An 11,625-nucleotide genomic window follows, 5' to 3' on the forward strand; every position below is an offset into this window, starting at 1 on the left:
CGCGGCCGGCGGTGGGATCAGGGTTTTGAGGCGGTCGCCCGCTGCTCGGCGATCGCCTTGCGGAGCGTGCGCGACAGCGCCTCGACCGAATAGGGTTTCTGGATCAGCTCGAAGCCGCTATGCGCATTCTCGGCGAGCACGTTGCTGTAGCCGCTGGTCAGCACCACCGGCAGGCCGGGAAAGCGATCGCGGATCACGCCGGCGAGTTCGACGCCATTCATGCCGGGCATGATCACGTCGGAGAATACGAGGTCGGCGGCGAACTCGTTCTCGGAGAGGATCGACAGCGCTGCGTTGGCATTGGCAGCGCGCTTGACTGAATAACCGAGATCCTCGAGCAGCTCGGTGGAGAACTGGCCGACATCGTCGTTGTCCTCGACCACGAGGACGCGATAGCCGCGGCCGATCGAGGCCTGCTCGATGCCGGCGCTGGCCGCGACCTTGGCGTCCGCCGGGCGCATTGCCTGCGGCAGATAGATGGTGAAGGTCGCGCCGTGCCCGGGCGTGCTGGTCACCTCGATATCGCCGTCGGATTGCTTGACGAAACCGAATGCCTGGCTCAGCCCGAGGCCCGTTCCCTTGCCGACCTCCTTGGTGGTGAAGAACGGTTCGAAGATCGCGTCGAGATTTTCCGGCGAGATGCCGGTGCCGGTATCCTGGATCGAGACCGTCACGAAATCGCCGCTGCGCGAGGCCTGGGCGCGCAGGGCAGGGATGTGCTTGACCTTCCTGACGCCGATCGTCAGCTGGCCTTCGCCGTTCATGGCATCGCGGCCATTGACCGCAAGGTTGATCATCGCGGTCTCGAATTGACCGATATCGGCGATCGCAAAGCAGTCGGGATCGTCGATCCTGACCTCGATGTGAATCCGCGCGCCGACCAGCGGGCGGATCAACTGCACCACGCTATCGACCTGCGTCCCGACATTGAACACTTCGGGATTGAGCGGTTGCCTGCGCGCGAACGCCAGGAGCTGCGCGGTGAGCTTGGAGGCCCGCTCCACGGTCTCGGAGATCGCGTCGATATAGCGGCGTCGCCGTTCATCCGGCAGCTCGCGGCGGCGCAGGAAGTCGGTCGCCGAGCGGATGATGGTGAGCAGATTGTTGAAGTCGTGCGCGACGCCGCCGGTGAGCTGGCCGACCGCTTCCATCTTCTGCGACTGCCGCAGGGCTTCCTCGCCGAGGCGCCGTTCGGTGATGTCGACGGCTTCCGGCACCGCGCCGACGATCGTGCCGTGCTGGTCCTGCAACGGGCGCATCGCGAAATCGAAATAGCGCTCGCCGATCGGCAGCTGCAATTGCAGCTCGATCTTGACCTCTTCGCCGCGCATTGCGGTCGCAAAGGCATTCTGGATCACGCGCGGCATGCCGTCGGTCGCAGTGAACCATGGCGTGTCCCAGAACGGTTTGCCGACGACGTCGGTGGCCTCGGCGCGGATGCCGGCCAGCGCGGTCTGGTTGGTGTAGAGCAGGTCGCCATCCCGGTTGAGCAGCATCTGATATTGATGGCTGGTTTCCAGGATCGCGCGGGTCTGCGCTTCACGGGATTCGAGCTGGGCGGTGCGCTCCAGGATGCGCCGCTCCAGCGACTCGTTGAGCTTGCGCAGCTCGATCTCGGCTTCCTTGGCCGCCGTGATGTCGTGGGCGACGCCGATGAAGCCGATATGCTTGCCGTTCGGGTCCCAGCGCGGTTGCGATTCCGAGCGCAGCCAGCGCCAATCGCCGGCGGCATTTCGATAGCGTGCCTCGAGCACGAACGGCTTGAGCGACAATTCGCCGGTGATCTGCTCCTGCAGGATGTTCGGCAGGTCATCCGGATGCAGTGCCTTGCGCCAGTCGAACACGACCGCTTCCTCGAACGGCAGGCCGAGGAAATCCAGATAGGCCTGGTTGGCGAAGGAGCGGGTGCGGTCGAGCTTGGTCACCCAGATCGGCACCGGCGCGCTGTCGGCGATCAGGCGGAAGCGTTCCTCGCTCTCGCGCAGGGTTTCCTGCGCCAGCATCTGATCGGTGACGTCGAGATCGGCGCCGACCAGCCGCAGCGCGCGGCCGTTGCGGTCGCGGTCGATCTTGGCGACGACACGGATCCAGCGGCTCTCGCCGTCGTTCGGGCGGATGATGCGGTACTCGGCGGTGTAATCCTCGCCGCCGGCCTTGAGCACGCCGAACAGGTGCTTGATGGTGCGCTCGCGGTCGTCGGGATGGATGCGCGCGACCCAGTTCTCGTAGGTCTCGTTGACCTCCTCGGACGGCAGGCCGTGCACCAGCAGATATTCGGGAGAGCGGCGGTTGCGCACGCCGTCGCGGAAATCGATCTCGAGCCCGCCGACCCGCGCGATACGCTGGATCCGGGCCAGCTCGGCCTCGCGCTCCTGAAGCTCTCGATGGGCGCGGTCGCGTTCGCGCGCGATCTCCTCAAGGTGCTGCCGCAGCCGTTCGGCTGCCGCAGCTTCGGGAAGCACATCAGCGGGATCGGGTGGGGTCATACGCGCCGGCAACCTCTAGGCGCAGTTTCACACAGGACGAGGCGGCTTTTCCAGCGTGATTTGCGGCGATCACTTGGCTCCGTCATTCCGGGGCGATGCGAAGCATCGAGCCGAGATTCCGGGTTCGCTTCGCGCCCCGGAATGACGGTGTAATCCACTTGCCCTTCATTTGCCTTTGGGCGGGCGGCAATTGTAGGCCCTGCGGAACCCGGCGGCCTGCGCATCCTCCTCGGAGCAGAACCAGCGATCCGGATTGCCGAGGCCCGGGTAACTGCGGCACGCCTGCAGGTGATAGATGCCGACATTGCCGGTGACGCGGGCGCGTACGGCATACTTGCCCTTGATGTTGCAGCTTGCCGGCATCGGCAGGTCGTCGGGGAAGAGCGCATTGCGGATCTGCGTGTCACGGTCGGCCGGGCAGGCGTTGCCGAGCAGGGCGCCGTCCTTCTTGCCGAGACGAAAATCGCGCGGCGCCACGAAGCAGCCCTTCCACAGCCCCGCACGACTGTCCGTGGCGGTGGCTTGATCCGGCTTGAATCGGCCAGTGGCCGATGTCTCGACGTTGAGGGCGTAGCCCTTCTGCACCATCACCTGGCTGAGGCTGGTCGGGTCGCCCTCGAGCTTGCAAACGCCGAGGCGGCGCTTCTTGAAGGTCGGGTCGACGCCGATATCGTCGCAATGAATCGGTTTGCCGCCAATCAGCTTTGTCAGCTGGTCGCGCGCTTCAATCCCGCAGGTCCAGACGTCGGCGTGCTCGTCGATGCAAAGCTGGTCGGCCGCCGGCGCGTCGATGCCGTCGAGCCGATAGACCGTATTGCCGAGCTGAACCGTGCCGGCGTCCTTGACGATCGCCGTGGCCGAGGGGCCACCGGTCGCAGACAGCGCAGCCGTCGCAGACAGGACAGGGCTCGCGGACAGGCATGTCAGGAGAAGCGTCGTGATGACCGGATTCCGAAACCGCATTTTCTCACTTCAGATCTTTGGCGGGCAGCCGAACTTCTAGCACAGGCAGGTACGATCCAACCAAGGACTGTTCGCACGCGATGCGTGCGCGCCGTCACATCCTGATCGGCATTCCGCGACGTAGAACGGCCGGACATTGCTATCGAAGGGATGCTGACATGGCCGAGTTCATCATCAACCTCATTGCGGATGTCATCACCGACATCTGGACCCTGCAATGCCTCGTGCGCTGGCGGCGGAAGCGAGAGGGGCCTCGGCAGACAGCTTCCGAGCAAAGATCCGATTGACTTCAGGAGAACATAATAGGAACATGATGTGCCACCTGAATCCCGGATACCCCATGATGTCTGCACGGCCCGAATCTGATGACGATGACGGGCTGGAGGCGGCTGTCGATCAGGCGATTTCCGCCTGCGGCGGCAATTTGCGTGCGACCATCCGGGCGCTGATCGTGGCCAATGAATTCCTGGAGAATGAGGTCAGCGAGCTGATGAAGGCCGTCGCGAAGGCGCATTCGCGCGGCCGCTTCAAGACTTATTCGGGCTGAAATACCCCTCCGGCTACCGCCAAGAACCGGCCAAGGATCGGCCAAGCGCCGGGCCCGGTCTGCATTTGCCTCCGGGGCATTTTGCTGTACGACGGAGTGGTTACGCCAATCGCCCGTGCCGGATTGCGCGGGGAGGAATCCTGCCCAAAGCCCAAGCAAGAAGAGCATGTTCAAACGAATCCTGATCGCCAACCGCGGCGAGATCGCCTGCCGGGTCATCAAGACTGCGCGCCGTATGGGGATTGAGACGGTTGCCGTCTACTCCGAGGCCGACCGCGACGCGCTGCATGTCGAGATGGCCGACGACGCCGTGTTGATCGGCCCGCCCGCCGCCGCCGAGAGCTATCTTCTGATCGACAAGATCGTCGACGCCTGCCGCAAGACCGGCGCACAGGCGGTGCATCCCGGCTACGGTTTCCTGTCCGAGCGCGAGGCGTTTCCGCGCGCGCTGGAAGCCGCCGGCATCGTCTTCATCGGCCCGAACCCCGGCGCCATCGCCGCGATGGGCGACAAGATCGAATCCAAGAAGGCCGCGGCCAAGGCCAAGGTCTCGACCGTGCCCGGTCATCTCGGTGTCATCGAGGACGACAAACACGCCGTCCAGATCGCCGACGAGATCGGCTACCCTGTGATGATCAAGGCCTCCGCCGGCGGCGGCGGCAAGGGCATGCGCATCGCGCATTCGAAGAGCGAAGTCGCCGAAGGCTTCAACCTCGCCAAGGCCGAGGCGAAGTCGTCGTTTGGCGACGACCGCGTCTTCGTCGAGAAATTCATCGTCGATCCAAGGCACATCGAGATCCAGATCCTCGGCGACAAGCATGGCAACGTGATCTATCTCGGCGAGCGCGAGTGCTCGATCCAGCGCCGCAACCAGAAGGTCATCGAGGAAGCGCCGTCGCCGCTGCTCGACGAGCAGACCCGCCGCAAGATGGGCGAGCAGGCGGTCGCGCTGGCCAAGGCGGTGAATTACGATTCGGCCGGCACCGTGGAATTCGTCGCCGGCCAGGACAAGAGCTTCTACTTCCTGGAGATGAACACCCGTCTGCAGGTCGAGCATCCCGTCACCGAGCTGATCACCGGCATCGACCTCGTCGAGCAGATGATCCGCGTCGCCGCCGGCGAGAAGCTTGCGCTCGCGCAGAAGGACGTCACGCTGACCGGCTGGGCGGTCGAGTCCCGCGTCTATGCCGAGGATCCGTTCCGCAACTTCCTGCCGTCGATCGGCCGCCTGGTGAAATACCGTCCGCCGGCCGAGGCCAGCCATGACGGCATCACGATCCGCAACGACACCGGCGTGCAGGAGGGCGGCGAGATCTCGATCCATTACGATCCGATGATCGCCAAGCTCGTCACCCACGCCCCGTCGCGCGCCGCCGCGATCGAGGCGCAGGCGACCGCACTCGACGCTTTCTATGTCGAGGGCATCAGGCACAACATTCCGTTCCTGTCGGCGTTGATGAACCATCCGCGCTGGCGCGAAGGGCGGCTCTCGACCGGCTTCATCGCGGAGGAATTCCCGAAGGGGTTTTCGGCGCGTCCGCCCGAGGGCGAGATCGCGCGGCGGCTGGCGGCGGTCGGTGCCGCCATCGATCACGTGCTGGGCGAGCGCAAGCGGCAGATTTCCGGCCAGATGGGCGGCCGCGTGGTGCAGCGCGAGCGCCGCCGCGCGGTGTGGCTCGACCGCGCCGAGATCGCGCTCGACGTCGCGCGCGAGGATGACGCCATCGCGGTGCGCTTCATCGGCGCCGACGGCTTGCCGGGCAATCCACACAACCTCGTGTCGAGCTGGGCGCCGGGCGAGCCGGTGTGGCAGGGCACCATCGACGGCAATTTTGTCGCCGTGCAGGTGCGGGCCATCAACAACGGCTTCCGCCTCGCGCATCAGGGCTATGAGGTGCCGGTTTATGTCTTCACCGAGACCGAGGCGACCTCGGCGCGGCTGATGCCGGTGGTCTCGGCCGCCGACACCGGCAAGAAGTTGCTGTGTCCGATGCCCGGGCTCGTGGTGTCGATCGCGGTGACCGAGGGCCAGGAGGTCAAGGCCGGCGAGACGCTCGCGGTGGTGGAAGCCATGAAGATGCAGAACGTGCTGCGCGCCGAGCGCGACGGTACGGTGAAGAAGATCCACGCCGCCGCCGGCGCCACGCTCGCGGTCGACGCGCTGATCCTGGAGTTCGCATAGCACCGTCATTCCGGGGCGATGCGAAGCATCGAACCCGGAATCTCGAGATTCCGGGTCTGGTGCTACCGCACCATCCCGGAATGACGAGAATGGGGACATAGCAAATGGCTTTCCGCAAACGCCGCGAAGCACTGCGATCGATTCTCAACGGATCAACCTGCATTCGCCCGGGTTCGGTCTATGACGCGACCTCGATCCGGATCGCGGAAGATCTCGGCTTCGAGCTAGGCATGTTCGGCGGCTCGGTGGCGTCGCTCGCCGTGCTGGGCGATCCCGATATCGCGCTGATCACGCTGACGGAATTCGCTGAGCAGGTACGCCGGATGTCGCGTGCTTCGACCCTGCCTGTGTTGGTCGATGCCGACCACGGCTACGGCAATGCGCTCAACGTTCGCCGCACCGTCCAGGAGGTCGAAGGTGCCGGTGCCGCCGGCCTCACCATCGAGGATACGCGGCTGCCGCAAGCGTTCGGCCAGGCCAAGGCGCAGCTGATCTCGCTAGAGGAAGGCGTCGGCAAGATGAAGGGCGCGCTTGACGGCCGCAGCGATCCGTCGCTCGTCATCCTGGGCCGGACCGGCGCCGTCTCGATCACGGATCTCGACGATGCGATCGCTCGCGCCAGGGCCTATGAGGCGGTCGGCGTCGATGGACTGTTCTTCACCGGCATCACGTCGCGCGGGGAGCTCGAGGCGCTCTCGGCCGCCACGACGCTGCCGATCGTGCTTGGCGGCGCGCCGGAGGAGATGACGGCGCTGGATTATCTGGCAAGCCAGCGCGTCAGGATCGCGCTGCAGGGCCACGCGCCGTTCGCGGCCGCAACCCAGGCCGTCTACGAGACGTTGAGGGCGCTGCGCGAAGGCACCTCGCCGAAGAATCTGAAAGGCATCGCCTCGTCCGAATTGACCAGCCGCGTCATGCGCGAGGCGGAGACCAAGGCGCGCAGCGGCGAGTTCCTCGGTCTGAAAAAATGAGCGGCGCGATCCGCCACGTTACCATCAGCGGCCGCGTCCAGGGCGTCGGCTATCGCGCCTGGGTCGACGAACAGGCGACCTCGCGCGGCCTCGAAGGCTGGGTCCGCAACCGCCGCGACGGCAGCGTCGAAGCGGTGTTCGCCGGAGCCGATGATGTAGTCGCCGACATCATCGCGGCCTGCGGACGCGGACCGTTCTCTGCGCGGGTCGATGCCGTGCACGCCGGAACAGGCAATTCCGATCTTCTGAACCTGCGCCGGGCAGGGGAGCGGTTCTCGGTCCTGCCGACGGTATGACGCGTGGTCACGCAACAGCCGTGATCACCAGCGCCTGAATGCGGCCTTCGATCGCGCCCTTGCCGAAGCGCCGCGCGAGCGCCGATGCGGCGTGCTCGGTCGCGGCGTCGAGGCCGATCCCGCCGCGCGCCTCGATCTCGCCGCGCAGCGGTGAGCCCTGGCAAAAACCGATCGCCGGATCGTGCGGCGCATTCGCCCGGCTTTGCTCCCGGACGGTGTCGATCTCGATCTTGCTGAAGCCGGCGGCCAAAAGATCGGCCCGGATCGGGTCCGCCGAGTAGTGGCCATGGGGCGTGCGCGCCAGGAAGCGCGGCGGATCGGCCGGGAAGACCTCTGCCAATGCCTGGGTCACCACGTCGGCAAACTCGTTCGCTTCGATGCGATCCCACATGCTGAACAGGAAACGGCCGCCCGGCTTCAGGACACGGCGAGCCTCCGAATAGCCCTTGGGCTTGTCGGGGAAGAACATCGCGCCGAACTGGCAGGCGACGACATCGAAGCTCGCATTGTCGAACGGCAGGTTGAGCGCGTCGGCCTGCCGCCATCTGACATCAGCCGCGTCCGGCATCCGCGATTTCGCCCGTTCGAGCATCGGCTCATTCAGGTCGGTCGCCACGATGCGGGTGTCGTGGCCGAGCGCTGCCGACAGCGCGCGGGTGACAGCCCCGGTGCCCGCGGCCGTCTCAAGCAGGTCGCGCGGGCCAATGGCCTTGGCGCGTTGTGCGAGATCGCGTGCGTAGGGTTCAAAAATCATCGGCACGAGGAGCCGGTCATAAAGTTCTGGAATGGACCCAACGAACTCCTTGTCGGACGCGGGCATCGCAAGCTCCTTGTTGGCCGTGAAGCTGGCTCATGTCGACAGCCCGCGATCCGGCCGAAAAATCGTCCACCCGGATCAGCTTGGACGAAGACGCGGGTCGCGACAAAGGAAAATTCGTCATCTGTGATGATCACCTTCGCTGGGGTCACACAGGCGAGAGGGGCACGCTGCGTCGCGCGGCGTCCCTGGCGGCAGCGATGACCCTTGACTTCTGCTCCGAACAATCTGATATTTCTGTCATGACAGAAATAACCGCCAAGAAAAAACTTCCCGCCGCCGTCGAGCGCTTCATCCTGCATTGGGGCGACATGGGCGACGAATGGGGCGTCAACCGCTCGGTCAGCCAGATCCACGGGCTGCTCTACCTCGCCGAGGCGCCGATGACCGCGGAGGACATCGCCGACACGCTCGGAATGGCGCGCTCCAACGTCTCCAACTCGATCAAGGAATTGTTGTCCTGGGGATTGATCCGGCGGGTGCCGATCCTCGGCGACCGTCGCGACCATTTCGAGGCCGAGACCGATATCTGGGAGGTCGCGGCCAAGATCGCGGCCGGGCGCAAGGAGCGCGAGATCGATCCCGCGCTGGCGGCGCTGCGCGCTTGCGTCTCCGACGCGGCCGACGATCCCGCCATCAGTCCGCTCGCCAGCAAGCGGCTGAAGGAGATGCTGACATTCACCGAGCTGGTCGACCGCTGGTACACGCAGATGCTGAACGTACCGCGGCCACGCCTGGTCGCGCTGATCAGGCTCGGCGAGAAGATCGTGAGTTTCCTGCCGACAGGCAGGGCCAAATAGGGGCAGCGGCGTAGCGGGAGTGTGCGATGGCGTCAGCAAGGATATCCACCTTAAAGACAGCGCCGGCTTCCGATACGAAACTGTTCGACGACCATCGCTTCCGCGCGTTGCTGCCCGACGAGGATTGGGGCCGCCTGCCGGTTGCAATCTGGCGGCGCTTCTCGAAGCGGTTCGAGGACGGCAACACCGTCGTCTATGTCGGCGAGGTCGAGGAAGCCTCGAGCAGCCGCGCCGGCTGGTGGCTGGCACAGGCCGCACGGCTGATCGGCGGACCGCTTCCGACCGGCACCGAGACCGGCGTGCCGATGATCGTCACCGTCACCGAGGACGCCGCGAGCGGCGGCCAGATCTGGACCCGCATCTGCGCGCGCCGCGACGGCTTCCCGCAGGTGATTCATTCCGCCAAGCGCTTTGCCGGGCCGACCGGGCTCGAGGAGTATGTCGGCTTCGGCGTCAGCATGGCGTTGCGGATCGCGGTCGAGCACGAGGCGCTGGTGTTTCATAGCGTCGGCTATTCGCTGCGGCTCGGGCCGTTTCGGATGCAATTGCCCGATTGGCTCACGCCCGGCGATCTCACCGTGACCCATTCCGATCTCGGCTGCGGCGACTTCCGCTTCACGCTGGAGATCATCCACCCACGTTTTGGCCGGCTGATCCGTCAGTCCGCCGTGTTCAGGGAGGCCTCGTCATGACGCCGCTGCTGTGGACCCTCGTCGCGATCCAGATCGCGATGGGCGCGTTCGATACCTTCTATCACCACGAATTCACCGAGCGGCTGGCCTGGCGTCCCTCGCAGCGCCACGAGCTTCAGCTGCACAGCGTGCGCAACATGCTTTATGCGCTGCTGTTCCTCGTGCTCGGCTGGCTGGAGGTGCACGGCATTCTTGCGATTGCCATCATGGCCATGCTGGTCGTCGAGGTCGTCATCACGCTGATGGATTTCGTCGAAGAGGATCTGAGCCGAAAACTGCCGCCGAGCGAGCGGATCAATCATACGCTGCTCGCGATCAACTACGGCGCCATCCTGGTGCTGCTGGTGCCGGTGTTGATCGGCTGGGCGATGCTGCCGACGGCTGTCATGCCGGCCTATGCGGGTGCCTTAAGTCTGTTTGCGACGGTCGCGGCCTTCGGCGCCGCGCTGTTCGGTGCGCGCGACTTTGCTGCGGCCAGGCGGCTGGGACGGATGGTCAGCGTGCCGGCCGCCTCCTTGGTCGAGAAATTGCCGGCGCGGCAGACCGTGCTCATCACCGGTGCAACCGGATTCGTCGGCAGCCGCCTGGCCGCAAGCCTCACCGCATCCGGCCATCAGGTGATTGCGCTGATCCGCAACCCGGCGAAGGCCGAGATGCTGCCGCCGCCGGTGACGCTGATCACGAGCCTTGACCAGGTGCCCGCCGATTCAGGGATCGACGCCATCGTCAATCTCGCGGGCGAGCCGATCGGCAACGGTCTTTGGACCGAGGCCAAGCGGCGTAAGATTATCGCCTCGCGTGTCAACATGACGGCCGAGGTCGTCGGGCTGATCGCGCGGCTCGAACGCAAGCCGTCGGTGCTGGTGAGCGGCTCCGCGATCGGTTGGTACGGTCTCTGGCAGGACCAGGTGCTGACGGAGTCGGCGAAATCCCACGCTTGCTTCAGTCATGAACTGTGCGAGGCCTGGGAGAATGCGGCCAAGCCCGCCGCCGACCACGGTGTGCGCGTAGCGTATTTGCGGATCGGTCTCGTGGTCGGCACCGACGGCGGTTTCATCACGCGGATGCTGACGCCATTCGAATTCGGTCTCGGCGGCCCGCTCGGCTCAGGCAAGCAGTGGATGTCATGGATCGAGCGCGACGATCTGGTGCGCCTGATCGCGCATGTGATCGCGAAGCCGGAGCTCGCAGGCCCGATCAACGCGACCGCGCCGATCCCCGTGACCAACACGAAATTCACCGAGGAGTTGGGACGGCGCCTGCACCGGCCCGCGATCTTCCGCGTGCCTGCCGCGCTGCTCCGCGCTGTCGGTGGCGACTTCGCCAATGAGCTATTGCTCGGCGGCCAGCGCGTGCTGCCGAACAAGGCGCTCAGCAACGGCTTTGTGTTCCGCCACGAAACCTTGCGCAGCGCGTTCGAAGCGATCTTGTGAGGAGGCCAGTATGTCCAGCATCTGTACGCGCGCGTTCGGAGGGTGGCTCGCGGGCTGTGGCGCCGCAACCGCGGTGATTTCCGCGGTCGGTCAGACCATTCTGATAGTGACTTCGCACGGCGATGTCGCGCGGCTGCTGTACGGCATCGTCCTGCTGCTGATTCCATCGGCTGCGGTGCTCGTCATCACCTGTCTGCTCACCGCAATTCCGGCTGCGATCGTCGTCTGGCTCACTGAGGAGTTCCAGATCCGCGACGCTGGCTTCTTCGCCTGCGCCGGCGCCGCGATCGGCGCGCTGAGCATCAGCGTGCTGATCCGCTCGCCGGCTGTGTGGACCTCCGGACTGGTTTGCCTGTTCGTCGCCGCCGGATTTATCGCGGGCCTCACCTACTGGTTCGTCATGCGCGAACTGGCGGCCGGCGAGCACTCCATGTGAGC

The 11,625-nt window shown here is 65.5% G+C and carries 12 protein-coding genes; 9 read left to right on the forward strand and 3 right to left on the reverse strand.

The annotated features are described in order from the left end of the window. Nucleotides 1-17: 17 nt before the first annotated feature. Both AAFG07_RS18945 and AAFG07_RS18950 read right to left on the reverse strand, forming a co-directional pair. Nucleotides 18-2,486 (reverse strand): PAS domain-containing protein, encoded by a 2,469-nt coding sequence (locus AAFG07_RS18945; protein ID WP_342728574.1) that lies wholly within the window; start codon nucleotides 2,484-2,486, stop codon nucleotides 18-20. A gap of 165 nt (nucleotides 2,487-2,651) precedes the next feature. Beyond that, the gene (locus tag AAFG07_RS18950) at nucleotides 2,652-3,449 is read right to left on the reverse strand and encodes a thermonuclease family protein (RefSeq protein ID WP_342728575.1); all 798 of its coding nucleotides are present in this window, start codon (nucleotides 3,447-3,449) and stop codon (nucleotides 2,652-2,654) included. Nucleotides 3,450-3,607: 158 nt separating this feature from the next. Here AAFG07_RS18950 and AAFG07_RS18955 point away from each other — a divergent pair, with 158 nt between their 5' ends. The 5 genes from AAFG07_RS18955 to AAFG07_RS18975 all read left to right on the forward strand — a co-directional run bounded on the left by AAFG07_RS18955 (nucleotide 3,608) and on the right by AAFG07_RS18975 (nucleotide 7,445). Further along, nucleotides 3,608-3,736, forward strand: a complete 129-nt coding sequence (locus AAFG07_RS18955; RefSeq protein ID WP_342728576.1) for a hypothetical protein — start codon at nucleotides 3,608-3,610, stop codon at nucleotides 3,734-3,736. Between the two features lie 53 nt (nucleotides 3,737-3,789). After that, nucleotides 3,790-3,996 (forward strand): hypothetical protein, encoded by a 207-nt coding sequence (locus tag AAFG07_RS18960; RefSeq protein WP_016840474.1) that lies wholly within the window; start codon nucleotides 3,790-3,792, stop codon nucleotides 3,994-3,996. Between the two features lie 166 nt (nucleotides 3,997-4,162). Further along, nucleotides 4,163-6,178, forward strand: a complete 2,016-nt coding sequence (locus AAFG07_RS18965; protein WP_342728577.1) for an acetyl/propionyl/methylcrotonyl-CoA carboxylase subunit alpha — start codon at nucleotides 4,163-4,165, stop codon at nucleotides 6,176-6,178. Between the two features lie 104 nt (nucleotides 6,179-6,282). Further along, nucleotides 6,283-7,149 (forward strand): isocitrate lyase/PEP mutase family protein, encoded by an 867-nt coding sequence (locus AAFG07_RS18970; RefSeq protein WP_342728578.1) that lies wholly within the window; start codon nucleotides 6,283-6,285, stop codon nucleotides 7,147-7,149. After that, the gene (locus AAFG07_RS18975; RefSeq protein WP_342728579.1) at nucleotides 7,146-7,445 is read left to right on the forward strand and encodes an acylphosphatase; all 300 of its coding nucleotides are present in this window, start codon (nucleotides 7,146-7,148) and stop codon (nucleotides 7,443-7,445) included. The genes AAFG07_RS18970 and AAFG07_RS18975 overlap by 4 nt, the downstream gene beginning before the upstream one ends. A gap of 7 nt (nucleotides 7,446-7,452) precedes the next feature. On the opposite strand, the gene AAFG07_RS18980 is transcribed toward AAFG07_RS18975, so the two are convergent. Continuing rightward, nucleotides 7,453-8,265 (reverse strand): methyltransferase domain-containing protein, encoded by an 813-nt coding sequence (locus AAFG07_RS18980; protein ID WP_342728580.1) that lies wholly within the window; start codon nucleotides 8,263-8,265, stop codon nucleotides 7,453-7,455. A 239-nt stretch (nucleotides 8,266-8,504) separates the two neighbouring features. On the opposite strand from AAFG07_RS18980, the gene AAFG07_RS18985 reads away from it, so the two are divergent. From AAFG07_RS18985 to AAFG07_RS19000, 4 genes are read left to right on the forward strand one after another with little or no spacing between them, the layout of a single operon-like run. Next, nucleotides 8,505-9,062: a MarR family transcriptional regulator gene (locus tag AAFG07_RS18985; protein WP_212318486.1), complete on the forward strand. Its 558-nt coding sequence runs from the start codon at nucleotides 8,505-8,507 to the stop codon at nucleotides 9,060-9,062. Between the two features lie 26 nt (nucleotides 9,063-9,088). Then, complete coding sequence (locus AAFG07_RS18990) at nucleotides 9,089-9,754, forward strand: DUF4166 domain-containing protein (protein ID WP_342728581.1); 666 nt, start codon at nucleotides 9,089-9,091, stop codon at nucleotides 9,752-9,754. Continuing rightward, on the forward strand, nucleotides 9,751-11,187 hold the full coding sequence (locus AAFG07_RS18995; RefSeq protein WP_342728582.1) for a TIGR01777 family oxidoreductase: 1,437 nt from the start codon (nucleotides 9,751-9,753) through the stop codon (nucleotides 11,185-11,187). Before AAFG07_RS18990 ends, AAFG07_RS18995 begins: the two co-directional genes overlap by 4 nt. A 10-nt stretch (nucleotides 11,188-11,197) precedes the next feature. Then, a complete protein-coding gene (locus AAFG07_RS19000) occupies nucleotides 11,198-11,623 on the forward strand; it encodes a hypothetical protein (protein ID WP_342728583.1) in 426 nt (141 codons plus the stop codon). Nucleotides 11,624-11,625 lie beyond the last annotated feature (2 nt).

The sequence above is a fragment of the Bradyrhizobium sp. B097 genome (assembly GCF_038957035.1).
GTDB lineage: Bacteria > Pseudomonadota > Alphaproteobacteria > Rhizobiales > Xanthobacteraceae > Bradyrhizobium.